The organism is Phenylobacterium sp. (assembly GCF_035539035.1).
Taxonomy (GTDB): Bacteria; Pseudomonadota; Alphaproteobacteria; order Caulobacterales; family Caulobacteraceae; genus Phenylobacterium.
Window position 1 is genome coordinate 76,283 of sequence record NZ_DATLJI010000016.1, and the last position, 25,339, is coordinate 101,621.

22 protein-coding genes are annotated in these 25,339 nt (G+C 72.3%); 10 read left to right on the plus strand and 12 right to left on the minus strand.

Going from position 1 to position 25,339, the window contains the following annotated elements; all coding sequences use genetic code 11:
• Positions 1 to 3: 3 nt before the first annotated feature.
• Both VM685_RS14380 and VM685_RS14385 read right to left on the minus strand, forming a co-directional pair.
• Positions 4 to 2,523 carry an ABC transporter permease gene (locus tag VM685_RS14380; protein ID WP_325460856.1) on the minus strand — a complete coding sequence of 840 codons (2,520 nt, stop codon included), beginning with the start codon at positions 2,521 to 2,523 and terminating at the stop codon, positions 4 to 6.
• A complete protein-coding gene (locus VM685_RS14385; RefSeq protein WP_325460857.1) occupies positions 2,520 to 3,203 on the minus strand; it encodes an ABC transporter ATP-binding protein in 684 nt (227 codons plus the stop codon). Before VM685_RS14385 ends, VM685_RS14380 begins: the two co-directional genes overlap by 4 nt.
• 56 nt (positions 3,204 to 3,259) lie before the next feature.
• Here VM685_RS14385 and VM685_RS14390 point away from each other — a divergent pair, with 56 nt between their 5' ends.
• Positions 3,260 to 3,904: an arylesterase gene (locus VM685_RS14390; protein WP_325460858.1), complete on the plus strand. Its 645-nt coding sequence runs from the start codon at positions 3,260 to 3,262 to the stop codon at positions 3,902 to 3,904.
• Here the strand turns inward: VM685_RS14390 and VM685_RS14395 are convergent.
• From VM685_RS14395 to VM685_RS14405, 3 genes are all read right to left on the minus strand, one after another.
• Complete coding sequence (locus tag VM685_RS14395) at positions 3,901 to 4,635, minus strand: phosphatase PAP2 family protein (protein ID WP_325460859.1); 735 nt, start codon at positions 4,633 to 4,635, stop codon at positions 3,901 to 3,903. The two genes, VM685_RS14390 and VM685_RS14395, sit on opposite strands and share 4 nt — an antisense overlap.
• 12 nt (positions 4,636 to 4,647) lie before the next feature.
• Entirely contained in the window at positions 4,648 to 5,325 is a 678-nt protein-coding gene (locus VM685_RS14400; RefSeq protein ID WP_325460860.1) for a sugar transferase, read from the minus strand.
• Between the two features lie 266 nt (positions 5,326 to 5,591).
• Positions 5,592 to 5,783, minus strand: a complete 192-nt coding sequence (locus VM685_RS14405; protein WP_325460861.1) for a hypothetical protein — start codon at positions 5,781 to 5,783, stop codon at positions 5,592 to 5,594.
• A gap of 168 nt (positions 5,784 to 5,951) precedes the next feature.
• On the opposite strand from VM685_RS14405, the gene VM685_RS14410 reads away from it, so the two are divergent.
• The 7 genes from VM685_RS14410 to VM685_RS14440 all read left to right on the plus strand — a co-directional run bounded on the left by VM685_RS14410 (position 5,952) and on the right by VM685_RS14440 (position 16,862).
• Complete coding sequence (locus VM685_RS14410; RefSeq protein WP_325460862.1) at positions 5,952 to 8,654, plus strand: family 16 glycosylhydrolase; 2,703 nt, start codon at positions 5,952 to 5,954, stop codon at positions 8,652 to 8,654.
• 60 nt (positions 8,655 to 8,714) lie between these two features.
• Entirely contained in the window at positions 8,715 to 9,605 is an 891-nt protein-coding gene (locus VM685_RS14415; protein ID WP_325460863.1) for a glycosyltransferase family A protein, read from the plus strand.
• Positions 9,606 to 9,717: 112 nt separating this feature from the next.
• Positions 9,718 to 10,398 (plus strand): polysaccharide biosynthesis/export family protein, encoded by a 681-nt coding sequence (locus VM685_RS14420; protein ID WP_325460864.1) that lies wholly within the window; start codon positions 9,718 to 9,720, stop codon positions 10,396 to 10,398.
• 240 nt (positions 10,399 to 10,638) lie between these two features.
• The gene (locus VM685_RS14425) at positions 10,639 to 12,846 is read left to right on the plus strand and encodes a GumC family protein (protein ID WP_325460865.1); all 2,208 of its coding nucleotides are present in this window, start codon (positions 10,639 to 10,641) and stop codon (positions 12,844 to 12,846) included.
• A 16-nt stretch (positions 12,847 to 12,862) separates the two neighbouring features.
• On the plus strand, positions 12,863 to 13,819 hold the full coding sequence (locus VM685_RS14430; protein ID WP_325460866.1) for a glycoside hydrolase family 16 protein: 957 nt from the start codon (positions 12,863 to 12,865) through the stop codon (positions 13,817 to 13,819).
• Positions 13,816 to 15,336, plus strand: coding sequence for an O-antigen ligase (locus VM685_RS14435; protein ID WP_325460867.1), 1,521 nt, complete (start codon positions 13,816 to 13,818; stop codon positions 15,334 to 15,336). The genes VM685_RS14430 and VM685_RS14435 overlap by 4 nt, the downstream gene beginning before the upstream one ends.
• Positions 15,333 to 16,862 (plus strand): oligosaccharide flippase family protein, encoded by a 1,530-nt coding sequence (locus VM685_RS14440; RefSeq protein WP_325460868.1) that lies wholly within the window; start codon positions 15,333 to 15,335, stop codon positions 16,860 to 16,862. Before VM685_RS14435 ends, VM685_RS14440 begins: the two co-directional genes overlap by 4 nt.
• A gap of 4 nt (positions 16,863 to 16,866) precedes the next feature.
• On the opposite strand, the gene VM685_RS14445 is transcribed toward VM685_RS14440, so the two are convergent.
• The 3 genes from VM685_RS14445 to VM685_RS14455 form a co-directional block, all read right to left on the minus strand.
• Positions 16,867 to 17,844: a glycosyltransferase family 2 protein gene (locus tag VM685_RS14445; protein WP_325460869.1), complete on the minus strand. Its 978-nt coding sequence runs from the start codon at positions 17,842 to 17,844 to the stop codon at positions 16,867 to 16,869.
• Complete coding sequence (locus VM685_RS14450; protein WP_325460870.1) at positions 17,844 to 19,094, minus strand: glycosyltransferase family 2 protein; 1,251 nt, start codon at positions 19,092 to 19,094, stop codon at positions 17,844 to 17,846. Before VM685_RS14450 ends, VM685_RS14445 begins: the two co-directional genes overlap by 1 nt.
• Positions 19,095 to 19,312: 218 nt before the next feature.
• Complete coding sequence (locus VM685_RS14455; RefSeq protein ID WP_325460871.1) at positions 19,313 to 20,494, minus strand: glycosyltransferase; 1,182 nt, start codon at positions 20,492 to 20,494, stop codon at positions 19,313 to 19,315.
• Between the two features lie 114 nt (positions 20,495 to 20,608).
• Between VM685_RS14455 and VM685_RS14460 the strand changes: the two genes are divergently transcribed.
• Complete coding sequence (locus tag VM685_RS14460) at positions 20,609 to 21,709, plus strand: acyltransferase (protein WP_325460872.1); 1,101 nt, start codon at positions 20,609 to 20,611, stop codon at positions 21,707 to 21,709.
• Here the strand turns inward: VM685_RS14460 and VM685_RS14465 are convergent.
• Together VM685_RS14465 and VM685_RS14470 are read right to left on the minus strand one after the other, a co-directional pair.
• Positions 21,645 to 22,796 carry an L-lactate dehydrogenase gene (locus VM685_RS14465; protein ID WP_325460873.1) on the minus strand — a complete coding sequence of 384 codons (1,152 nt, stop codon included), beginning with the start codon at positions 22,794 to 22,796 and terminating at the stop codon, positions 21,645 to 21,647. The two genes, VM685_RS14460 and VM685_RS14465, sit on opposite strands and share 65 nt — an antisense overlap.
• A 43-nt stretch (positions 22,797 to 22,839) precedes the next feature.
• A complete protein-coding gene (locus VM685_RS14470; RefSeq protein ID WP_325460874.1) occupies positions 22,840 to 23,598 on the minus strand; it encodes a hypothetical protein in 759 nt (252 codons plus the stop codon).
• A 179-nt stretch (positions 23,599 to 23,777) separates the two neighbouring features.
• Here VM685_RS14470 and VM685_RS14475 point away from each other — a divergent pair, with 179 nt between their 5' ends.
• On the plus strand, positions 23,778 to 24,110 hold the full coding sequence (locus VM685_RS14475) for a hypothetical protein (protein WP_325460875.1): 333 nt from the start codon (positions 23,778 to 23,780) through the stop codon (positions 24,108 to 24,110).
• A 6-nt stretch (positions 24,111 to 24,116) separates the two neighbouring features.
• On the opposite strand, the gene VM685_RS14480 is transcribed toward VM685_RS14475, so the two are convergent.
• Entirely contained in the window at positions 24,117 to 24,797 is a 681-nt protein-coding gene (locus VM685_RS14480; protein ID WP_325460876.1) for a cytochrome b/b6 domain-containing protein, read from the minus strand.
• Between the two features lie 4 nt (positions 24,798 to 24,801).
• On the minus strand, positions 24,802 to 25,311 hold the full coding sequence (locus VM685_RS14485) for a cytochrome c (protein WP_325460877.1): 510 nt from the start codon (positions 25,309 to 25,311) through the stop codon (positions 24,802 to 24,804).
• Between the last annotated feature and the right edge of the window lie 28 nt (positions 25,312 to 25,339).

The following is a 25,339-nucleotide window of genomic DNA, read 5'->3' on the forward strand; positions in this document are numbered from 1 at the left end:
CCCCTACTCCGCCCGCAGCGCCGGGGCCGGCCGCTTCGAGAGCGCCTGGAAGGCCGCAAGCAGGCCGCCGGCGCCGGTGACCGCCGCCGCGCCGCCGAGCAGGGCCGCCACCCCGCCCCAGTCGACGCTCCAGTCGGTCTCGAAGACCCTGGTCACCACCGGCCAGGCCGCGGCGTAGCCCAGGGCCACCCCGGCGGTCCCGGCGATCAGGCCGACGGCGCCGTACTCCAGGACGTAGGCCGCCAGGATCTGGCCCCGCGAGGCGCCCAGCACCTTGAGCGTCGCCGCCTCCCGCGTCCGCTCGCGGGCCCGCGCGGCGATGGCGCCGGCCAGCACCAGCAGCCCCGCCAGCGCGGCGACGCCGGCGGCGCCGCGGATCGCCAGCGCCAGCCGGTCGAAGAGCGCGGTGGCGGCCTCGAGCTGCTCGCGCACCGAGATGACGTTCACCTCGGCGAAATTCCGGCCGAGCGCCCGGGTCACCGCCCGCTCCTGGGCCCGCGTCGCCTTGGCGATGGCCACGTGGCGGGGCTCGGCGCCCGCGATGGCGTTGGGCGTCAGGATCAGGGGGAAGGTCGCGCCGAAGCCGCCGAACTCCACCTCCCGCAGGACGGCCACGCGGGCGTCGATCTCGCGGCCGAGCACCTGGATGGTGATGACGTCGCCCAGCCGCACCCCGCCGCCGGCCGCCACCTCCTCGCTCATGGCCACGAGCGGCGGGCCGTCGTAGGCGGCCGCCCACCAGCGGCCCTGGCGGATCTCCGCGTTCGGCGGCTCGGGGCCGAGGGCCGAAAGGGTGACGCGGGCGTCGTAGGCCCAGCGGGCGTTCGGGCGGATGCGGGTCCGCTCCACCGGCTCGCCGCGGATTCGCACGATGCGGCCGTCGATCATCGGCGCGCGCAGGTAGATGTCGGGCGTGAGCCGGGTCCCGAAGGCGCGGGCCACCTCGGCGTCGAAGGCGGCGGTGCGGGCATGCGGGATCTCGGTGAACACCAGCGCCGGGGCGGAGCGCGGCGCCACCTCCGACACCTGCCGCAGCAGGCTCGACTGGATCAGCACCACCGCCGCCAGCAGGGCGACGCCGAGGCCGATGGCCGGGGCTGCGGTCCGGGCCGCCGAGCCCGGCCCGGCGAGGTTGGCCAGGCCGATGCGCAGGGGTCCGCGCGCGCCGAGCCTCAGGCGCCCCGCGAGCCGCGCGGCGCCGGCCCCCATCAGCCAGAGCAGGACGAAGGCCACGATCACCCCGCCGATCATCGCCACGGCGGTCAGCAGGGTCGGCGCGGTGACGAGGGCGAGGCCCGCCAGCCCCGCCGCCGCGACGAGCGCGCCCACGATCTCCGGCCCGAAGCAAAGGCGTCCGGCCAGGTCGCTGCGGAACAGGCTGGCGGGCGGCGTGGTGCGGGCGCGGCCAAGCGGGGCCAGGGCGAAGGCCGCCGCGCAGAGCAGGCCGAAGCCGGCGGCCTTCAGGAGCGGTCCGGGATAGACGGCGAACAGGGCCGGCACCGGCAGCTCGTCCTCCACCAGCCGCCCGAGGATCACCGGGGCTGCGGCCCCGACCGCCAGGCCGATCGCCACGCCCAAGAGGGCCAGCACCGCGATCTGGATCAGGTAGACGTCGCGGACCAGGCCGCCCTCGGCGCCCAGCGCCTTCAGGGTGGCGATCACCGGCTTGCGGGCCTGCAGGTAGGCGTTCACCGCGCCGTAGACGCCCAGGCCGCCGGCCACCAGGGAGGCCAGGCCGATGAAGGCCAGGAAGTACTCCAGCTGGTCGATCATCCGCCCGATCCCCTGGGCGGCCTCGTCGCGGGTGCGGATGCGCAGGCGCTTGCCCGGCAGCTGGTTGCGGATCTCGCCCTCGGCGCGATCGGGATCGACGCCGGGCGGCAGGACGATGCGGGCCGTGGCGCCGAACGGCAGGCCGGGGGCCAGCAGGCCGCTCGCCTCCACGGCCTCCAGGCTGGTCAGCACGCGGGGGCCGAGCGCGAAGCCGCGGGAGAGCCGGTCGGGCTCCTCCAGCAGGACGGCGGTGGCGACCATCGGCACATTGCCGACCAGGAACCCGTCGCCGAGCTTCAGGCCCAGCCGCTCCAGCAGCGCGGCTTCGACGGCCGCGCCATAGGCCTCGCCCCGCCGGGCGGTCGCCTCGCGCACGGACGCCGCGCCGGTCAGGCTGACCTGCCCCGCCACCGGATATTCGGGGCTCACCCCGCGCAGCTCCACCAGCCGCCGCTCGCCCGAGGGCGCCTCGGCCATGGCCCGGTTGGCGGCGGCGTAGGCCACCCGCCCGGCGCGGGCGAACACCACCTGCTCCTCGTGGCTGAACCGCCGGCCCTGGGCCGAGATCGCCAGGTCGCCGCCCAGGATGTCCCGCGCTTCCGTCGCGAGGCCCTGGCGGAAGGCCTCGGCGGTGGAGCCGGCGGCTGCGATGGCGGCCACGCCCAGCGCCAGGCAGGCCAGGAAGATCCGGAAGCCACGGACGCCGGCCCGCAGCTCCCGGGCGGCGAAGCGGGCGGCGAGCGGGATCACGGCGCCTCCGCCCGGCCGTCACGCAGGCGCACCGTGCGGTCGGCGCGGGCGGCCAGGGCCTCGTCGTGGGTGACCAGCACCAGGGCCGCCCCGGTCTCGGCGGCCAGGTCGAACATCAGCTGCGCCACGTGGGCGGCGTTGGCGGCGTCGAGGTTGCCGGTCGGCTCGTCGGCGAACAGCAGGGCGGGCCTGGGCGCCAGCGCCCGGGCCAGCGCCACGCGCTGCTGCTCGCCGCCGGAAAGCTGGTGCGGATAGTGCCGCGCCCGCGCGGACAGGCCGACGCGCTCCAGCCAGACGCGGGCGGTCTCGGCGGCGTCCGGCCGGCCGGCGATCTCCAGGGGCGCGGCGACGTTCTCGGCCGCCGTCATGTTCGGCAGCAGGTGGAAGGCCTGGAAGACCAGGGAGACCTTGCCGCGCCTCAGCCGGGCGCGGCCGTCCTCGTCGAGGCGCGCGAGGTTGCGGCCGAGCAGCTGCACGCGCCCGCCGGTGGGCCGCTCGAGCCCCGCCGCCACCGCGATCAGCGACGACTTGCCCGAGCCGGAGGGCCCCACGAGCGCCACACGCTCGCCCTCGTCCACGCGCACACTCAGGCCACGGAGGATCTCGACCGGCCCGGCCGCCGACGGCAGCGTGAGGGAGACGTCGTCCAGGAGGAGCGGCGGAACCGATGGATCGGGCAACGAGACCTCTCAAGACCATTGGACGGGCGAGACCATCGCCTAGATAGGACAGGCTCATGGCCGATACATCCACCGCCCGCCTTTCACGCCGGACCCTGCTAGCGACGGGGCTCGTCCTCCTGCCGGGCGCCGCGTCCGCCGCCAAGGGCAAGGTGGTGACGATCCTGGGCGACTCCATCACCGCCGGCTACGGCCTGCCCGCCCGGGCGGCGCTGCCCGCCCAGCTCCACGCCGCGCTCCTGAAGCTGGGCGTGCACAGCGTCGTGCGCGGCGCGGGCGTCTCGGGCGACACCACGGCGGGCGGCGCGGCGCGGGTGGATTTCAGCGTCCAGCCCGACACCGACATCTGCGTGGTGGCGCTCGGCGCCAACGACCTCATGCAGGGGGTGGCGCCGAAGGTGGTGCGGGCCAACCTGGACAGGATCGTCCGGCGGCTGAAGCAGCGGAACAAGGGCGTGGTGCTCTGCGGGATCGAGGCGCCGGCCGAGATCGGCCGCAACTACGCCCGCGAGTTCAACGCCGTCTTCCCCGGCCTGGCGCGGGCGCACGGCGTGGCCCTCTACCCCAACCTGCTGGCCGGCGTGGCGCGGATCCGCGCCCTGAACCAGGGCGACGGCATCCATCCCAATGCGCAGGGGGTGCAGGTGATCGCGCGCCGCCTGGCCCCGGTGGTCGCCAAGGCGATGGCCGCCCGGCCCTAGTCCCTCGGCGGGGTGGGCTTCGCGCCCAGCTTGAGCAGCACGAGCCAGGCCAGCAGGCTCCAGGCCGCGCCGAACGCCCAGCCGCCCAGCACGTCGCTGGGCCAGTGGACGCCCAGGTAGACCCGGCTGATCCCCACCGCCATCACCAGCAGCACGGCCAGGACATAGACGAGCCGCTTCGTGCCCCGCGTCGGCTCCAGGCTGGAGATCAGCATGGCGAGCGTCAGATAGGTGGCGGCCGAGAGCATGGAGTGGCCGCTCGGGAAGCTGCCCGAATAGACGAACGAGCCGTGGCTCACGAGGTCCGGCCGCGGGCGGCCGTAGAGGGCCTTGGCCACCTCGCTGGACAGCTGGGCCAGGGCCACGGCGCCGACCAGCACCAGGGCGTGGCGGCGACGGCCGTGGAACAGGAAGGTCAGGGCGCCGACCACCGTCACCAGCGTCAGCACGGTGAAGCCGCCGAGCGCCGTCACGTCCCGGATCGCCTCCTCCATCGTGCGGGGGCCGAGCGGATCGTTGAGGTCTGCGGGGTTGCGCAGCGCCAGGAGCACCTGGCGGTCGAAGGCGTTGGTCTCGCCCTCGCTCACGTCGTCGGCGAGCTCGAGGAAGGCCCACAAGGCCGTGGCCGCGCCCAGCAGGATCAGCAGGACGCGGCTTTCGATCCGCTTCAGAAGCGAAAGGAGCGGGTGACGCCTGGGGTCGACCCGCTCCTCGTTGCGCTCGGTGACCATGCGGTCAGGCTATCAGTAGGATCCGCGGCGGGCGAGCACGGCGGGCACCGTCATGGCGAGCACGGCGGCGTCCATCCACACGTTGCGGCGGGCGGCGTAGACGCAGTCCATGGCCACGCGGGTGCGGTAGCTGGTGTCGTTGCGGCCGGAGACCTGCCACAGGCCGGTGATGCCGGGCTTCACCGCGCAGTAGTTCTGGAAACGGCGGCCGTACTTGGCGATCTCGGCGTCGACGATCGGGCGCGGCCCCACGAGGCTCATCTCGCCGCGCAGGACGTTGAAGAGCTGCGGCAGCTCGTCGAGGCTGGTCTTGCGCAGGAACTCGCCGAGCCTGGTGACCCGCGGGTCGTTGCGCAGCTTGTGGTCCTTCTCCCATTCCGCGCGGGCGGCGGGGTCCTGGGCCAGCAACTCCTGCAGCCGCCGTTCGGCGTCGACGGCCATGGAGCGGAATTTCAGACAGTAGAAGTGGCGGCCGTTACGGCCGAGCCGGCGATGGGCGAACAGTATCGGCCCGCCATCCTGGGCGTAAATGGCCATCGCGACGGCGATCATGACCGGGGCGAGGAAGATCAGCGCCAGCAGCGCGACCATGACGTTCATGGCTTCGGTGAGCGGCTGATCAAGGGAAACCCTGCGCAGGCGCGGCCTGGTCCCTTCCAGGACCTGGTTTGCATAGACAAATTCGGACATCGGAAACTTCGGAAGCTGTCCGGCGAAGCCAGTCCCCGCCAGGAACAGGCCCAAGAACCCACGGCTACGGTGGAGGGTTCCGTGGTCAAGCTTCAGGAATTTTGTCGGGTCACCGACTGTTGTGCCGAATTCACGCTTGCGTTGTATTTGCGCCTTTTTCTACCCGTTCCGGCTGCAGGGGTCCCGCGGGCATGGGTGTCTTGCCGATACGACAAAGGGCGGCCCGAGGGCCGCCCTGCACCTGAAGTCCCGGAAAGGTTGCGCCGTCAGGCGGCGGGAAGGCCGGCGGTGCTGTACGCCGGAGGGCGTTTGAGGGTGCGCTCGACGGCCGCCTGGGCGGCGGCCCGGCTGGCGTCGGCGCCGCGCGCGACGGTGACACCCTCCTCGTCATAGACGCTCCAACTCCAGCCCTGCTCGCCCTGGCTGAGCGAGTAAGCGAACGAACGCGGCTCTGGCATGACCCCTGACCCTCCAATCCCAACCTGGACAGGGAACACCCGCGCCGGAGCGCGGTTGCCGCGGCCGCTGTCACATTTTCGCCAAGCGGTATGGGAAGCGGCGCGCGCGCCAGAACCTTCGCCCCGGCTTCGTGTTGTGAACCCCACGAACGGTGGAGGCTTCCGAGAGTGACCTATTACAACGCCCGTGGAGAGGCGATGCCGGAGAGCGCGGCCGAACAGGCGCGCACGGCCGGCACGTCGGCGGGGAACGAGACGATCAACGCGCCGGCCGGCCATTCCTCACTTTCCGGTGAAGGCGGCGGCGACGTCCTGGTCGGCAACAGCCTGGACAACCGGCACTGGATCACCGACCCCAAGGACCGGGTCGTGGAGCAGGCTGGCGGCGGCGTCGACACCATGATCGCCTGGACCTCGGTCCACCTGGCGGCGAACGTCGAGAACCTCACGGTCAACGGCGGCTTCAACTACGGGGTCGGCAACGACCTCGGCAATCTGATCACCGTCGACGACGCCACCCACTGGGTCTACGGCGGGCGGGGCGACGACGTGCTGGTGGGCGCGGCGACCCAGAAGACCACCTTCGTGATCCGGGCCGGCGAAGGCTCGGACGTGATCTACAACTGGAACGGCAACTCGCAGCTCCAGCTGCAGGGCTACGGCTTTACGAGCGCCGCCCAGATCCGCGGAGCCATGAGCCAGCAGGGCGCCGACGTGGTGCTGAACCTCGGCGGCGGCGAGCGGCTGGTCATCCGGGACGAGACGCCGGCGAGCTTCGCCGACCGCCAGTTCCTGCTGCCGCTGGACACCTCGAAGCTGGGCGCCCTCACCTTCTCCGACGACTTCAACACCCTGCAGCTCTGGGACCCGTCGCTGGAGACCGGCGTCTGGCGCGGCGACTTCGGCGGCAACCTGAAGGACCAGTGGGCCTACACCCTGGTCTCCAACGGCGAGGCCCAGGTCTACGCCAAGCCGGGCTTCCAGGGCCGCGGCGAGGCCGACCTCGACATGAACCCGTTCTCGGTCGCGGGCGGGGTGCTCACCATCACCGCGGCGCCGATCCCCGACGACAAGGCCTACGCCGCCTGGAACCGGGACTATTCCTCGGGGATGCTGAACACGCTCGGCATGTTCGAGCAGAAGTACGGCTACTTCGAAGTGCGCGCCGAGATGCCGACGGCGGTGGGCACCTGGCCCGCCTTCTGGATGATGACCCACCCCTTCATCCCGCAGATCGAGGCGGACATCTTCGAAGGCCTGGCCGCCACGCCGCACGTGGACTACCGCCGCGCCTTCGGCGGGAGCGACACCCAATACGACAACGCCCTGAAGCTCGAGCCCGGCGGCTTCCACACCTACGGCATGCTGTGGACGCCCCAGACGGTGACCTTCTACTACGACGGCGTCGCCGTCCTGCAGGGGAACACGCCGGCCAACTGGACCGAGCCCATGGCGATGATCCTGAACCTGGCGGTCGGCGGCTGGGGCGGGAACCCGGACGGCTCCATGTTCCCGGCGCAGCTGAAGGTGGACTACGTCCGCGCCTACGCCCTGGCCGACGGCTCCACCCAGGTGGTGCACGAGACGCCCGAGGCGCCGGTGGGCACGTTGCGCGCGGCGGGCGGGCCCACCAGCGGCCAGGCCGCCACCCCCGCGACCTTCGCCGACGGCGCGCCGGTCACCTCCGCAGGCATCGCCGTCTACGCCTCGCGGCCCGCCGCTGCGCCGCCTGGGAAGACCTTCCTGATCTGGGAAGACGCCGGGGCGGTGTTCGGGGCGGTGGCGCAGAACGGGGCGATCGGTCCCGCCACGGCGCTGATGGCCGGCTCCGTCAGCCAGTTCACCGCCACGGGGACCTGGCTCACCACCGGCAAGGTGGCGTTCGCCTACTACATGCCGGACGGCGCCGGCCGCGCCGCCTGGGCCATGGTGTTCGACCCGGCCAAGGGGACCTTCACCCGCCAGGAGCTCGGTCCGGCCGTGGGCGACGTGCGCTTCGCCGCGACCGCCATGGGCGGCTTCGCGGCGAGCTGGGACACGGCTGACGGCCGCACCTTCGCCCGGGCCTACGACGAGTACGCCTATGGCGGCGACGTGCCCGGCTGGTACGGCCCGGCGCGCCAGGTGGCGGGCGACCTGACCGGCGTCACCGCCTCGGGCGAGCTGATCGTCGCCGACGCCGCGGGGGTCCAGCAGCTCTACAGGATCCTGGGCGCCTCGACCCCGCCCGGTTCCGGGCCGACCGCCGGCGACGACGTGCTGCAGGCCGCGCCCGGCCGGGCGCCGCTGATGGCCGGCGCCGGGAACGACACCCTCACGGGCACCAGCGGCGAGGACTATCTCCGCGGCGAGGACGGCGACGACCGCATCGTCGGCGGCGACGGCTTCGACGACGTCCACGGCAACATGGGCTTTGACACCGTCTCCGGCGGCCTAGGTCCCGACTGGGTCGTGGGCGGCAAGGACGGCGACCTGCTGAGCGGCGACGAAGGCGACGACATCGTCTACGGCAACATGGGCGACGACTGGTCCGACGGCGGCGCGGGCGCGGACATCGTCCGCGGCGGCCAGGGCGACGACCGGGTGTTCGGCCAGGGCGGCAACGACTGGCTGGCGGGCGACCGCGGGAACGACACCCTCACCGGCGGCGCGGGCGCGGACATCTTCCATACCTTCGCCGAGGCCGGGATCGACCGGGTGGCCGACTTCAACGCCGCCGAGGGCGACCGCGTCCAGCTCCTGCCCGGGACCCGCTACACCCTCGTCCAGTCCGGGGCCGACGCGGTCATCGACATGGGCGGCGGAAACCAGATGATCCTGGCCGGCGTGCAGCTTTCGGCCCTGCCGTCCGGCTGGATCTTCGGGGCCTGAGGGGAACCCGCGGGGCCGGCGTCCATTCTCCGCCACGGTGAAGGTCTGGGGAAGAGAGCCATGAACGTGGACGTGGGCGTCTGCACCTACAAGCGGATCGCGGTGGCGGAGACGCTCGCATCGCTCGGGGCGCTGACCCTGCCGCCGGGCGTCGCCCTGCGGGTGATCGTCGCCGACAACGACGAGACGCCGGAGGCGGAGGCGCGGATCCGCACGGCCGCCGAGACGAGCGGGCTCGACCTGGCTTATGTCCATGCCCCGTCGCGGAACATCTCGCTGGCCCGCAACGCCTGCCTCGACGCGGCGCGCGGCGAATTCCTGGCCTTCCTGGACGACGACGAGACGGTCACGCCCGGCTGGCTCGCCGCCCTGCTCGCGGAGGCCGCCCGCGGCGGCTGGGACGCGGTGCTGGGGCCGGTGAAGGCGGTCTACGGACCCGACGCACCCGGCTGGCTGGCGGCCGGAGACTTCCACTCCACGGCCCCGGTCGAGGCCGGCGGGCGGATCCTCAAGGGTTATGCCGGAAACGTGCTGATCCGCATGGACGCGGTGCGCAGCCGGGGCCTGCGCTTCGATCTGGCGCGCGGCCGTCAGGGCGGCGAGGACGACGACTTCTTCTACCGGCTGACCGACTCCGACGGGATGATCGGCTTCGCGCCCGACGCCCTGGCCTACGAGCCCGTGCCGCCGGGCCGCCAGTCGCTGAAGTGGCTGCTCAAGCGCAGCTTCCGCACCGGACAGACGCACGGCGCGCGGCTGGAGAGCCGGTTCCGCGGGCCCGCGCGGCTGGCGCAGATCGGCGTGGCCGGAGCCAAGGGCGGCGTCTGCCTGGCCGGCGCGGCGGCCTCGGCCCTTTCGCCGGCCAGGCGCTCGAAATGGCTGGTGCGCGGCTCACTGCATGCGGGCGTCGTGGCCCGGCTGGCGGGCCTCAAGGAGCTGCAGCTCTACTGAACGAGCTTCGCCGTACGGAACATCCCGGGGCCTGCGGGTGTTGTCGGCTCGCGGAAGTGCGTTCTCGCCCGACCGCAATCGTCTGGTCGCGATTTTTTCTGGAGAGACATTCATGCGTAGGCGTCTGCCCTCGCTCGCCGCCGCGGCGTTCATCGCGTGCGCCGGCGCTTCCGCCCCGGCGCTGGCCGCGAACCTGCCGCCGCCCGATGCGGGCGCCCTGCTCCGCCCCGACGCCGCCGACTACCGGATCGGCGCCCAGGACGAGCTGGAGATCAACGTCTTCGGCATCGAGGAGCTGAAACGCACGGTCGCCGTGGACTCCGGGGGCAAGATCCTGCTGCCGCTGATCGGCGCGGTGCAGGCCGGCGGACGCACGCCCGCGGAGCTGTCCAACGACATCGCGGGCCTGCTCAAGAAGAGCTACATGAAGGACCCGCAGGTCATCGTCACCGTCAAGGAGGCCCAGAGCCAGAAGGTGACGGTCGACGGGGCGGTGCAGCAGCCGGGGCAGTACCCGCTGGCCGGGCCCACCACCCTGATGCAGGCGATCTCGCTCGCCCGCGGGCCCGACCCGAAGCTCGCCAACGTCAAGCGCGTGGCCATCTTCCGCACGATCGGCGGCAAGCGGCAGAGCGCGGTCTACAACCTGGCCGCCATCCGTTCCGGCAAGGCCGAGGACCCCCTGGTCTACGGCAACGACATCGTCGTCGTGGACACCTCCGGGGCCAAGAACTTCATGCAGAACTTCCAGGGCGGCTTCGGCCTCCTGGGCATGCTGCTCGCGCCCTGGTGACCAGGGCATGGGCGCGCGCCTGACCGCCAAGCAGGCGCGCGCCATCGCGCGGAACCCCGCGAAGAGGTCGGGGTTATTGGCAACGCTAGATTTTCCGAAGTTCAGGGTGGGGCCTTTGGGGTCCTCGTCTCGGGAACGCGTGATGGAGCTGGGCCGTCGGTCCAGTCACGCGATCAACGTACCGGAGCCGTTCGGCCGCCCGGCGTCCCGCCCTGCCGCAAGTGGTAACGCAGGTCGCCCATGAACAATCTGATCCCGATCTCGCACGAGTTGCCGGCCCATCCGTCGGCGCCCTTCAGGCCGATCGAGCCAGAGCGCATGCACCTGCGCCAGCTCTTCGGCATCCTGCTGCAACGGGCCAAGCTCGGGCTGGGCGTGGCCGCCGCCGTGTTCATCGTCGTGCTGGCCGCCTTCGCCATGCAGACGCCCACCTACACCGCGGTCGGGTCGGTGGTGATCGATCCCAAGCAGACCAACCTCGCCCAGGCGCAGCAGGCCACCGGCCTGCCGCCGGACACCAGCGCCGTCGACACCCAGGTGGAGATCCTGCGGTCCCGGGCGCTCGCGGAGGACGTGGTCCGCCGCCTCAAGCTCTACAACGACCCCGAGTTCAACCCCTCGATGGCGCCGGGCATGTTCGGCCTCAAGCCGGCCAAGCCGCCGATCGCCAATCCTGACGAGCGTCTGATCGCGCGGGTCACCAAGACCCTGCAGGACCGCACCTGGGTCCGCCGCGCGGGCCTTACCTATGTGGTGATGGTGGGTGTCAGCTCGACCTCCCCGCAGAAGTCCTCGCTACTCGCCAACACCTACATGGACCAGTATCTGAAGCGGCAGCTCGACGAGAAGCTGGCGCGGGTCACCCGCGCCAACCGCGAGCTCGGCATGAGCCTCGAGAAGATGCGCCGCGACGCCGAGGTCGCCGAGGCCAATGTCCAGCGCTACAAGAACGAGAACGGCCTGATGAGCGCCCAGGGCTCGACCATGGCCGAGCAGGAAGTCTCCACCCTCAACCAGCAGCTGGCCATCGCCCGCGCCGAGACCGCCGAGAAGTACGCTCGCCTCGCCGCGGCCCAGACCCAGCTGCGCAACGGCAGCGGCGGCGCCGACGTCGGCGCGGCCCTGGGCTCGGAGACCATCCGCGAGATGCGCAAGCGCGAGGCCGAGCTCTCCGTCAAGCTCGCGCAGCTGAAGACCGACTTCACCGACCAGTACCCGGAGGTGAAGCGGACCCAGGCGCAGCTCAACGACATCCGCGGCCAGATCCAGATCGAGATCAACCGCATCCTCTCCAGCCTGCGCGCCGAGGCCCAGGCCGCGGCTGGCCGCCAGGCCTCGCTGATGGGCAGCCGCGGCGCCGCCCAGGGGGGGATCGCCCAGAACAACCAGGCGATGGTCGGCCTCGTGGGCCTGCAGCAGAAAGCCGACGCCGCCAAGGCGATCTACGAGGCCTATCTGAACCGCGCCAAGGAAGTGGCGGCCGAAGGCAGCCTCCAGCAGGCCGACGGCGTCATCAACTCCAAGGCCGCGACGCCGACCGCGCCGTCCTCGCCGAACATGAAGCTGGGCGCGGCCCTGGCCGTGCTGGCGGGCCTGATCGCGGCCGGCATTGCGGTGCTGGTGGCCGAATTCTGGGACAAGCACCTGCGCTCGCGCCTCGACGTGGAGCGGGAGCTGGGCGTGCCCTTCGCGGGCGTCCTGCCGGACTTCCGCTCGGTGAAGCCGAAGGGCCTGCGCGGCCCGGAAGCCGCGCCGGCCGAGTACCTGGTCAGCCACCCGTTCTCCGGCTTCGCCGAGGCCTTCCGCAACCTGCGCGCCTTCCTGATGATCAGCGCCCAGCAGGACGACTCCAAGCTGATCGCCATCACCTCGGCGGTGCCGCGGGAGGGCAAGAGCCTGACGTCCTTCTGCCTGGCCCGCACGCTCGCCCTGTCCGGCAGCCGGGTGGCCCTGGTGGACTGCGACCTGCGCCAGCGGGGCGTGACCAAGCTGATCGGCCCGCGCGACGTCGGCCTGGTCGAGGTGGTGCAGGACAAGGTCCCGCTCTCCGAGGCCCTGGTGCATGACCCGAAGACCAACCTCTTCATCCTGCCGGCGGCCGGCAAGAGCGTGCCCTACGACCTGTTCTCGAACCCGGACACGGACGACGTCCTGCGCGAGCTGGCCAACCAGTTCGACTACGTGATCCTGGACGCCCCGCCGATCCTCGGCGTCGCCGACGCCCGCATCCTGGCCGCCAAGGCCGACCGGGTGCTCTACCTCGTGCAGTGGAACAAGACCCCGCTGCGCGCGGCCCAGTCGGCGGTGGACATCCTGCAGGAGTGCGGGGCGAACGTGGCCGGGGCGCTGCTCACCAAGGTCAACGTCAAGGGCCAGGCCCGCTACGGCTACGGCGACTCGAGCGACTACTACGGCTATTTCAAGAACTACTACATCGCCGCGGCCTGAGGCCCGCGGGAGACCGATGTCCGACGTGATCAAAGCCTCCCCGCGCGCGGCGCTGGCCACGGCCGTCCTGGCCGTGAGCCTCGCCGCCTGCCTCCCCGGCGGTCCCCGGGCCGAGGCGGCGACCGCGCCCCTGGCCAAGGCGCCCGACGGCCGGGCGCTGAAGCTGGCCTTCGCCGACGAGTTCGACACCTTCCGCCCCTGGCGGAACGGTCAGGGCGTCTGGCGCACGACCTTCCGCGACGGGCGCGACGACAACGACGACGACTTCAACCTGCGCACCCTGAAGTGGAACAAGGAGCTGCAGCTCTACGTCGACCCGGACATGCGGGGCCACCGCGGCCGCCACGGGGATGACGAGCGTCCGGGCCACGAGGGCCGCCGCGCCCGCCGCGGCGAGGCCGACCGGCCGCTGGGGCTCAACCCGTTCGCGGTCCGCGGCGGCGTGCTCGAGATCCGCGCCGAGAAGGTCCCTGCCCCGCTCGCCGAACGGCTGGGCGGCTTCCGCTACACCTCCGGGCTGATCACGACCGAGCCCACCTTCAGCCAGACCTACGGCTACTTCGAGATGCGGGCCAAGCTGCCCCGCGGCAAGGGCGTGTGGCCGGCTTTCTGGCTGCTGCCGAAGGACCTTTCCTGGCCGCCCGAGATCGACGTGATGGAGAGCATCGGCGACCCGTCGAAGGTCTATGTGACGCTGCACTCCAACGCGGTGAAGGCCGAGGGGACGGAGGTGGCCGTCAGCCCCGACGACTTCCACACCTACGCCGTCAGCTGGACGCGGGAGAACGTCGTCTGGTTCGTGGACGGCCGCGAGGTGAAGCGCATGCCGACGCCCGCCGACATGCACAAGCCCATGTACATGCTGGCCAACATCGCGCTCGGCGGCGACTGGGCCGGCCAGCCCGACGCCAGCACGCCTTTCCCCGCCCGGATGCAGATCGACTACATCCGCGCCTACAGGTTCGCGCCATGACCACCTGGGACAGCTACCGTCAGGCCGGACGGCCGCGCCGCATCCGCGGCGGCGATATCCCCGCCCCGCATCCGGTCTCCTGGCGCGAGCAGCGCAGGGCCCGCGTCGTGCAGCCGGTCGCCCGGGTGATCGAACCCGGCGCGGCGGAAGGCGCCGTGGTCAGCCTGGCGGGGATCAAGGTGGACCTCGACGCGGTCTTCACCTTCATCCTGTTCGTCGCCCTGCTGTTCATCGCCAATCTGGGCACGGTGGGCGCGGCGGCGGTCGCCGCGGCGGTCCCGCTCTATCTGGTGGCGCGGCGCAAGAAGCTGGAGCGGGTGCTGATCGCCCGCGCCTTCCTGTTCGTCGTGCCGGCCTTCGCGGTCTTTTCCACCGTCTGGTCCGAAGCGCCGAAGGAGACGCTGAAGTTCGCCATCGAGCTGGGGATCACCGTGCTGGCCGGGCTGCTGATCTCCTCGGCCAGGAACCAGGAGGCGGTGCTGCGCGCCATGGGCCTGGCCTTCCTGACCTACATCGTCTTTTCCCTGGTCAGCGGCGGGACCGTGGCCGTGGGCGTCGGCGCCGGCGGCAACGCCTTCTCCGGCCTCACCGAGAGCAAGAACCTGCTGGCCGACATCGCCTCCACCGGCGTGCTGGTGGCCATCGGCATGACCCTGATGGCGATCCGCAGCCGGAGCTGGCTGTGGGTCGGCGTGGGCCTCGTCACCCTGGCGGCCGGCTTCCATGCGGTGACCGCGGCCCGCTCGGCCGGGGCGCTGCTGGGCCTCGCCATGGGCGTCGGCGGCATGCTGGCCCTCCTGCCGCTCCTGAAGGTGGGCAAGGCGGTGCGCGCCTGGCTGACCTCCATGGTGGCGATCGTGCTGGTGGCGGTGGGCCTTTCCTACCGCTGGCTCGCCCAGGCCATGATCGAGTGGGGCGCGCAGGTGTTCGACAAGGACCCCACGCTCACGGGCCGGACCTACCTCTGGTACCGCGCGGCGGACCTGATCCAGGAAAAGCCGATGCTGGGCCGGGGCTTCTACGCCTTCTGGCTGCAGGGCAATCCGGACGCCGAGGGCCTGTGGCGCTACTTCGGCATCGACAGCCGCGGCGGCTTCACCTTCCACAACACCTTCGTCGAGATCCTCGTGACCCTCGGCTGGGTGGGCCTGATCGTGGTGGGGCTCACCCTGCTGGTGGGCGTGGTGGCCCTGGTCCGCCGCTTCGTGGTGCGGCCGAACCTCGCGCTGGTCTTCTGGGTGGGCGTCCTGCTCTACCAGCTCGCCCGCACGCCCATCGAGACCATCGGCATTTCGCCCTTCTACTTCTCCACGGTCCTGGCGTTCGGCGCGCTCGGCGCCGCCTTCGGCCGCGTCGACTCCCCGCGGACGGTGCGGACCGTCTACCGGCCGGCGCAGCCGCGCATCGTCCAGGTCTGGCCGGTGGAGGACGTGCCGGCCGGCTGGGCCAACCCCCGCTGGTCGCCGGCGACCGGCTCGCTGCGCCTCCTCCGCTCCGACCCCGACGCCGGTCGATGAGCATCGCCGACGGGGCCGCCCCCCTGCCCGAGCCCGGGCGCAAGCGGGCCTTCCGCCTCCATCGCACCTCCTTCGGCGCGCTGGCCCTGACCGGCGCCAGCGCGCTCAGGCTCGGCCTGCAGTTCGCCATGCTGCCGATCCTGGCGCGGCTGATCGGGCCTGCGGAATACGGGCTGGTGGCGCTGGCCATGCCGTTCATCCTGCTGGCCAACGTCCTGTCGGACGGCGGCATGGGCTATGCGCTCGGCCGCCAGCGGGAGGTGAGCCGCGACCAGGAATCCACCGTCTTCTGGCTCTCGGCGGCCATTGGCCTGACGCTCGCCCTGGCCTGCGCCGCCGCCGCCTGGCCGATGGGCGCGCTGATGGACCAGCCGCGCCTGCCGCTGCTGATCGTGGCGCTGTCGCCGATCCTGCTGATCAACAGCCTGACAACCGTCGCCAACGGCCGGATCATCCGCGAGGGCAGGTTCGCGATCTTCGCGGCCGGCGACCTGATCTCCACCGTCGCCAGCGCGCTGACGGCCCTGGCCGCCGCGCTCGCCGGCTGGGGCGCCTGGGCGCTCGTCGCCCAGCAGCTGGTGCTGTGGATCTGCAAGCTCGCCTGGGTGTCGTCGCGGGCCGGCGCGCCGATCCGCCTGCACTACCGCTTCCAGGAGGCCCGCAAGCTGCTGACCTTCGGCGCCCACACCATCGGCGCGATCCTCGCCGACTTCGTCTCGCGCAACCTGGACAGCCTGATCGTCGGCGGCGTCCTCGGGGCGACCGCCCTTGGGTATTACGCCATGGCCTACCAGATCGTCCGGGCGCCCGACATGCTGATCTCCGGGCCGTTCTACCTCTACATCTTCACCGCCGTGGCCCGCACAGCGCACGGCGCCTCGCGCGAGGCCATGCAGGACCTGGCCGCCGCCGCCCTGCGGCTGGGCGCCTTCGCGCTGGCCCCGCTGTTCGTGGGCCTGGCTCTCGTCGCCGACCTGGCGGTGACGCTGGTGCTGGGCGACAAATGGCTGGAGGCCATCGCCCCGCTGCGCTTCCTGGCCGCCGCCGGCTTCTTCTTCTGCGTCTGCTCGATCGTCGCCACGACCTTCATGGGTCTTGGGCGCACGGCGCTCAGGCTGAAGCTCTCCATCCTGCTGGGCGTGGTCACCATCGCCACCGTGGCCGCGGTGGTGCGCTTCGGCCTCGAGCCGGTCTCGGCCGCCGCCGCCGGCGCGATGGCCGTGGTCTGCGCGGTCTACCTTCACGTGCTGGCCCGCGAGCTGAAGATGTCCCACGGACGCCTCGCCGCCGCGTTCGTGCCGGCCGCGCTCGGCTGCGCGGCCATGGCCGCGGCGGTGCTGGGCGCGCGCGCCGCGCTGTCGAGCGCGCCCCCGGGGCTGGAGCTGGCGGGGATGATCGCCCTGGGCGCAGTGACCTACGCCGCGGTGATCTGGCTGGGCGCGCGCCGGCGGCTGATGGCGGACCTGCGGGCCTTCGGCGCCGCCCAGGCCCTGGCCGACGCGCCCGTGGATCCGGCGATCGCCTGAGGCGTCAGGCCGCCGCGGCGGCCGGCTGGGCGGACGAGAGCCGCGCCGCGAGACGCTTCAGGCGGGCGGCCACCGGCATGGTGAGCAGCGGCCAGATGTCCGGCGACGCAAGGCTGGCCGCGAGACCGCCGACCAGGTCGCGCGCCTTCAGCCGCTCGATCACATGGTCGTAGGCGAGCGCCGCGTGCAGCGAACGGCGGCGCGCGGCGAAGGCCCGGCGGACCTCCTTGGGCTGGCCCATCATCACCCCTTCCAGCGAGGCGTCGGCGGCCAGCATCTGCACCAGGTGGTCGCGGCGCATCACGTGGGAGATCGAGGATCCGTGCTTGCGGTAGCGGTAGAGGGCCGCTGGCTCCAGCCGCAGGGTCCGGCCCTGGGCCAGCAGCCGCAGGACGAGGTCGTAGTCCTCGCCGATCCGCAGCTCCTCGCGGTAGCGGGTGGTCCTGAGCGCCTCGGCCCGGAACAGCGGCTTCAGGTAACCCAGGCCCGGGCGCTTCGAATACATGCGCGCAGAGTCGATGTAGTCGGCGAGCCCGATCCAGCGGGGCTCGCCCCAGGCCTTGCCGGCCAGGAACGGCCGCCCGGGCTCTGCCGAGCCGTCCTGGAAGACGGTGAGATTGTCCACGACCATGTCGGCGCCGTCCGCCTCGGCGCGGGCGACCATGCGCTCCAGCCGGTCGGGGGCCATGAGGTCGTCGGAATCGAACACCGCGATCCAGGCGCCGCGGGCTTCCGCCAGCGCCCGGTTGCGCGCCGCGCCGGGGCCGCCGTTCTGCGGCTGGACGAAGACCCGCACGCGCGGATCCCCCTCGGCGGCGGCCTCGATCACCTGCAGGCTGTCGTCCGTGGAGCGGTCGTCGACGACGATCAGCTCGAGGGAGGCGAGCGTCTGGCCCAGCACCGAGCGCACCGCCTCGGCGAGGTAGCGCGCGCCGTTGTAGTTGGCGGTGACGACGGAGACGGTCGGCCGGTGGCCGGGCATCAGGCGGCCTCGACCTGCGCCAGCTCCGGCCGGCCCGGAGAGCTGCGGTCACTGCGCCAGGTGGCGAGCTGGGCCCAGAACCCGGCGGACCAGGCCAGGTGCATGATCATCGCCGCCGGGCCCGACAGGAAGGCCGCGGCCTCGCGCTTCCTCACGCCCAGCAGCACGCCGAACGACAGGGCCGCCAGCATCCACATCACGGCCGGGATGGCGAAGGCCCAGAAGAAGGGCGCGAGCGCGGCCGACGCCACCGCCGGCGCCACGGCCAGCGGCAGCGTCTGGCGGATCTTCAGCGGCGTGTAGTGCTTCAGCACCGTGCGGGCCCGGCCCTTGCCGTAGCTGAAGTACTGCTTCCAGAGCGCGCCCGGCGTGCTACGCGGGTAGTAGCCGATGCGCACCTTGTCGGTGAGCCAGATGCGGCCGCCGTGGCCGGCCAGCCGCAGGTCGAGCTCGGCGTCCTCGTTGTGGCTGAAGCTCTCGTCGTAGCCGCCGACGGCCTGATAGGCGTCGAGGCTGAACAGGGCGTGGTGGCCATGATCGACCCACTGGCCTTCGCTGGCCAGCCGGTGGGCGGAGCCGCCGGTGCCGAGCACCGAGTTCTGGGCCACCGCCACGGCGCGCTGGAAGAAGCCCTCGCCGCGGGTGTCCATGGAGACCACCACCGAGTCGGCGCCCGTGCGGCGGGCCTCGGCGATCAGGGTGGAGGCGTAGTTCTTCGGATAGTCGGCGTGGGCGTCCACGCGCACCAGCCAGGGCCGGTCGCCGCCCATCACCCGGGCCGCCAGGTTCATGCCCGCGCTCTGCAGCCGGGCGGGATTGGCGAGCAGACGCACGCGCGGGTCGACGGCGGCGATCTCGGCCACGATCTGGCGGCTGCGGTCGGTGGAGCCGCCGTCCGCCACCAGCACCAGCGGATCGACCAGGCCCTCGTCGGAGAGCACCTGCTGGATCACCTGCCGGATCACCGCCTCCTCGTTGAGGCAGGGGATGACGATCAGCGCCCGGCGGGCGGCCGCCTCGTCGGCGGAGATCTCGGGGCGAGCGGCCTCGGCCGACCCGGCGAGCCGGATCACCTCATGCTCGTCGATGCGATCCCAGGCCGAGGGGAGATAGGCGTCGAGAGACTCGAGGCCGCGGATACGGCGTTCGGTGGGCGCGAAGGACCGCGCCTCGGCTGGCGCACGGTCAAGGTCCTCCGGTCCGGTGTCGTCGGACAGCGGCCTCTGCTCTGGGGTGGCCTTGGGAAGCATATTCGGAACCCGCACTCGTCTGACCAGCGTCGCGCTGCAAAGCTCTCCTCGCGACGGGCCTAAAACAGTGAATGAGGGATTACGTTCCGCCTGAAACGCCGGTCGAACGACGATTTCCGTCGGCTGCCTGACAGTCCAGTTTCGGCCACAATTCAGAAGAGCGCGCAGGCTCTGCTGTAGAGCGCGAAACTGCACTGTATAAGCTTCGCCGTAAGGGCTCAGGCGACGAGCTTCGCCTTGGGCGGCTCCGCCGAAGACTGGGCGGCGGGCCCCCGACGGCCCGCGAGGGCGTCGACAAGCCGCCGGCAGTCGTGCTCGTCGGCGACGAAGGCCTCCGCCGGAACCGCGTCCAGCTCGGCGCGCAGGCGCGCATAGGTCTCGGGCGTCAGCCGCTCCAGGAACCCCTCCAGCTCGTCGGGGTCGGAGAGCCGTACGCCGAAGCCCCGCTCGGCCAGCCAGCGGCCGGTCTGCACGTCGGCCAGGGCTATCGGCACGGCGCCATATCGGCCGCTCTCGTAGATGCGGTTGGGGAGCAGCCAGGCGGAGTTCAGGCCCTCCTCCATGTAGTCGATTGCCCAGCTGAAATGGACGTCGCCGTAGAGCCGCGGCAGGTCCTCGGCGGCGTAGGGCCCCAGGAACGCGACGCCGGGCGCCTGCGCCACCTGGGCGTCGAAGTCGGCGAACTCGGTGTAGGCCGGCCGCCCATGGATCCGCACCTCCAGGAGGTCGGGCCGGCGCGCCGCCAGCGCGGTCAGTATGTCCAGGCTCCTGCGGCAGCGGATGGCGCCCATCCAGCCGATCCGCCAGGGACGGCCCGGGGCGCGCATCGGCCGGCGGGCGGCGTGGCCGGCGCCCAGCTCCAGCGGCTTGTTCTCCACCAGCAGGGTCGCGATGGGCAGGCTGTGGCCGACCCCCTGCATCGGCGCGAAGTAGTTGGCGAGGAAGGCCGGCGAGCTCACCACCAGCAGCCGGGCGCGCCGCATCAGGGCCCGCTCGACGGCCCGCATGGCCCGGCTCTTGGCGCCCTCGCCCAGCATCAGCCGGTGGATGTCCAGGCACTCGTAGACCAGGGGCGCCTTCAGGCCGCAGAGCGTGCGGGCGGCCTCGGCCACGGCCAGGGCTTCCAGGGTGCGGCCCATCACCACCTCTGCCCCGGCCAGCAGGCTCCGCCAGCGCCCGGCGCCCAGCGCCGCCAGCGCCGTGGCCTTGGCCCGCTGGCCCAGGCGCGCGTCATAGGTGCGGCCCAGGTCCACGGCCGGCGCCCCGCCCACCTCGGCCGGCGCGATCTCGGTGCGCCGGAAGCCCAGCACCACCGGCTCCGCGCCTCCGGCCCGCAGCATCCGCACCCGCCGGGTGACGGCCGGATCGGCGAGGTCGTGGACGAAATAGGCCAGCTTCACGAAAGCCCCTCCGAGCTTGAGCGCAACGTCGGGAGCCAAACGCACCACGAGCCGTTTGGACGCACAGCTTCACCGCCCGTGCGCCAGCGCCGGGCCACGACACGGGGGGTGTCCTTGGTCGAACTCACGCCGCAGACCGAAGCCCGGCAGGCGCCGGCCGAGGTGCGATCGATCCAGTACCTGCGGGGCTTCGCCGCCTTCGGCGTGCTGGTCTTCCACGCGGCCGAGCGGGCCGGCGGCGCCTTCGGCCTCGGCGCGGCCGGGGTGGACGTGTTCTTCGTGATCTCCGGCTTCATCATGTGGGTGGTCACCTGCCGCCGCCCGCCCTCGCCGGCCCAGTTCATGATCAAGCGCGTGCAGCGGATCGTGCCGCTCTACTGGGGCCTGACCTTACTGGTGGCCGGCGTGGCGCTGGCCGCGCCCTGGGTCTTCCCGGCCATGCAGGTGAGCGCCGCGGCGGTCCTGAAGTCGCTGTTCTTCGTGCCCTACCAGGACCACACCGGCCTCATCGCGCCGCTGGTGATCCCCGGCTGGACGCTGAACTACGAGATGTTCTTCTACGTCCTGTTCGCCGCCGGCCTGCTGGCGCCGACGAAGATCCGGCCCTGGCTGGTCACCGCCGCCCTCGTGGCCCTGGTGGCGGTCCGTCCGCTGGGCGACACGGCCAACCCGCTCTGGGCGACCTACACCAATCCGCTGCTGCTGGAGTTCGGGGCCGGCGTCTGGCTCGGCAAGGCCTGGAGCGACGGGCGCCTGCCCGGCGTGCGGACCGGCTGGGCGCTGGTGATCCTGGGCCTGCTGGGCTTCGCCGGGGCCGGCTTCTCAGAGATCGACGTGGAACGCGCCCGGCCGCTGATCTGGGGCGTCCCGGCCTTCCTGCTGGTCGCCGGCGCCGTGGCCATCGAGCGGCAGGGGGAAGTCCCGAACTGGCGGCCGCTGCAGGCGCTGGGCGACGCCTCCTACTCCCTCTACCTGGTGCACGGCCTCGCCATCTCGGCGACCATCCGCATCCTGGAGGCCGTGGGGCTCGCCTCCCCCGCCCTGATCCTCGCCGCGGGCCTGATCGCCGGCGTGGTCGCGGGCCTGGTCACCTACCAGCTGGTCGAGAAGCCGCTGATGCGGCTGTTCAAGACCGGGCTCGGCGGCCGGGCTAAGGCCGGTCCGTCCCGTCCAGCAGCCACGGTCCCGCCTCCCGCACCGAGCGGCAGCCGGTGAGGATCATCGCCACCGCCAGCTCGGAGCGCAGGGTCGCCAGCATCTTCGCGATCGCCGGCTCCCCGCCCGCGCCGAGCGCATAGGCCCAGGCGCGGCCGACGAAGCAGGCCTTGGCCCCCAGCGCCAGGGCCTTCAGCACGTCCAGGCCCGAGCGCACCCCGCCGTCCATGTAGACCTCCAGGTCGCCGCCGACCGCGTCGACGATCCTGGGCAGGGCGGTGATCGAGGAGCGCACCCCGTCGAGCTGCCGCCCGCCGTGGTTGGAGACCACCAGGCCGTCGGCCCCGGCCTTCACCGCCTCGCGGGCGTCCTCGGCGTCCAGCACGCCCTTGATGACGATCGGCCCGTCCCAGGTCTCGCGCACCCAGTCGAGGTCCTTCCAGGTCACCGACCGGTCGAAGTTGCGCGCCAGCCAGGCCAGGAAGTCGGTGACCCGGCGACCGCCCTGCAGGGCGCCGGCCACCGAGCCCAGGGTGTGCGGCCGGCCGTGCACGAAGACGTCCCACGTCCACGCCGGATGGGTGATCCCGTCCCAGGCCTGGTTCAGGGCGGCCTGCATGGGCGTGGAGCCGGTGAAGCCGGAGCGGACGTCGCGGTAGCGGGCGCCGGGGATCGGCAGGTCGACGGTGAACACCAGCACCGGGCAGCCCTGGTCCTTCGCCCGGCCCAGCAGTTCGCGCATGTAGCCGCGGTCCTTGAGCATGTAGAGCTGGAACCAGGGCGGCGTGCCGGTCTGGGCCACCTCCTCCACGGAGCAGACGCCCACGGTGGAGAGTGTGAAGGGCACGCCCGCGGCGGCCGCCGCCCGCGCGGCCTGGGCCTCGCCGCGCCGGCCGTACATGCCGGCCATGCCCACGGGCGCGAGGCCGATGGGCATGGAGAGCTTCTGGCCCAGGGTCTCGACCGTCATGTCCAGCTCGGACATGTCGCGCATCACCCGCTGGCGCAGCGCGATGGCCTCCAGGTCGGCCACGTTCCGGCGCAGCGTCTCCTCGGCGTAGGAGCCGCCGTCGATGTACTCGAAGAAGATCTTCGGCAGCCTGCGCCGGGCGAGCTCCCGATAGTCCGACACCGAAGCTGCGCGCATCGTCCCTCCCCGCGGTTCGGCCGCAAGGTGCAGCGGCGCGGGCTCAGGCGGAAGCTGATTCCTTCGCCTGGGCCGCGGGATCGGGCCTTGGCCCCATGACGATCCACACCTGGTGGGCGCGGGCCATCAGCTCGCCGTCGGCGCTGAACAGCGCCACGCCGGCGGTCTCCTTGCGGCCCTCGCGGGCCAGCGGCCAGGCCATGATCACGCAGGGCTCGCCCGCCTTCGGGTGGCGCAGCACCTCGCCGGTCATGGTGCCCAGGAGCGCGCCGTGCCGGCCCTCCTTCTCCACCCAGGCGAAGTAGCCGGGGCAGTCCAGCGCCGCCCAGACGACCTCGGTCGGGATCACCCCGTCCGGCCCCGCGAACGCCGCGTGCGGCGTCCAGGCGTCAGCGACCACGCCAGCCTCCCGGCCCTCTACCTGGCCCGCCAGCACGCGCAGGCCATCGCCCTCGGCGCGCTCGGGGCCGCAGGTGAAGCAGATCGGATGGAAGCGCTGCTGCAGGCCGATGTGGCGGGCGCCGGCGGCGCGGGCGGCCTCCAGATCGATGGGCTCCGGCGGCGCGGGAAGCTCCGCGTCGGGGGCGGGATCGCCCCGGCCGATCAGGGCGCCTTCCGCGCCCGTCAGCGCCACGCCGCCGTCGGCCGGCGCCAGGTCGAGGTCGACATCGAGCGGCACGGGCGCACGCAGGACGGCGCGGGCGGGCCCCTCGAGGTCCTTTGCCAGGACGCCGCAGACATAGCCGCCGTTGCCGGAGTTGGGCGGGCCGCAGAACTGGCGGCCGATCACGATCTTGGACAAACCGGAAATCTCGCGCGTGTGAAATGGATCAAGGAATGCTCCCGCCATCGCATGTGATCGTTGCGGAACGGAAGAGCCAAAATGCCTCTCCCGGCGTTGGAGCAGTCGGCGCCGCGCTGTAGCTTGCGGCCAAACCGCGGCAGCGCGGATTCGGAACACGGACCTTTGAGGAGAATGCGGTGAGCGAGCGGATGGAACGGCCCTGGGCTCTGATGCGCCATCACGCCGGCTGGGCGGACATCTTCCACATCGAGAACGAGAGCGCCGACTCGATCACCGGCTTCTATCCGGATCGCGAGACCGTGGGGCCGCCGGTGAACTACTCGGTGCGCGCCATCCTGGCCCGCTATCCGACGCTGGAGGCCGCCCGCGCCGCCCGCGAGGGCGCGGTCGCCGAGTGGCGCAAGCACGACGCCGCCGTTCGCGACGCCGAGACCAGGCTGCGCGAGGCCGAGAAGGCGCGCGAGGACGCCTGGCTGAAGTCCCTGCGCGAAGCCGCGGACATGGGCTGAGGCTCTCTAGAGCCTCAGGCCCTTCGAGACGAACCACGCGAAGGCGGCGGCCACGACGGCCGTCGCCAGCACGCGCCACCAGGGCGCGAAGGTGAGGCCGGGGTCGGCGGCGAAGCGCCGCCGGCCGGTGACCATCGGACCGATCAGGTTCGAACGCTTCCAGACCAGATAGAACAGCACGGCGGCCACGTGCAGGACCACGAGCACCTGCAGGACGGTGAAGCTCGCCTCGTGCAGCTCGGCGATCTGCCGGCCGGTCTCGAAGCTGACCCGATCGGACAGCGGGCCGGCCTCGAAGGCGTCGATGTCCACCGCGAAGAGGCCGGTGGTCACCTGAAAGGCCAGCACGCCCAGGATCGCCAGCACGCTCCAGGCGCCCAGCGGGTTGTGGCCCGGCACGTCGGTCGGCGAGCGGTTCGGCAGGGTCTTCAGATAGGCGAGCGTGCGGCCCGGCCCCTTCACGAAGCTGGCGAACAGCGCCGTGCGCGAGCCCCAGAAGCCCCAGAGGATCCGGAAGACCAGCAGCCCCAGGATCACATAGCCGCTGATCCGGTGCAGCAGCATCTGGTCGAACTCGGCCGCGCCCCACGAGAACCCGATCAGCAGCACGAGCGCCCAGTGGACGATCCGCACAGGCGCGTCCCACAGGCGCGCCCGGATCTCGGCCGGGGCGACGCGCTCCCGCATGGCCTCAGCTGTCCTTCTTCTCGACGCGGTACTTGTCGTGGCACGCCTTGCAGGCCCCGCCGGTGGCCCGGACCTGGGCCTTCAGGGCGTCGATGTCGCCGGCCGTGGCGGCCTGCTGCAGCTTGGAGGCCTGCACCTGCAGGTTCGACGACGCCGCCGTGAACCCGGCCGCGTCGGTCCAGATATTCGCCTTGGCCTCGCTTTTCGGACGGGCCTCCTGCCCCGAGCCGCGGGGGAACCAGGTGGGCAGCTGGCCGGAATAGGTCTTCACCGCCGTCGCCGTCTGGGTCAGCACGGCCTTGTCGGGCGAACCCTTGCGCAGCTCGTCGTTCAGCCGCTTGAAGTTGGCGCCGAGCTTTTCGAAGTTGTCGTGACGCATCAGGGCCGCCCGGGCGCCGGGCGTCGTCGCCTTCTCGCCCTTGGTGTCGTGGGCGAGCGCCCCGCCGGCCGCCACCGCCGTTCCGATGGCCAGCGCCAGCGCAATGCCCGCGCCCCTACCGATCCTGCCGCTCATTCGACGTCACCTTCCCTGTCGCGCGCCC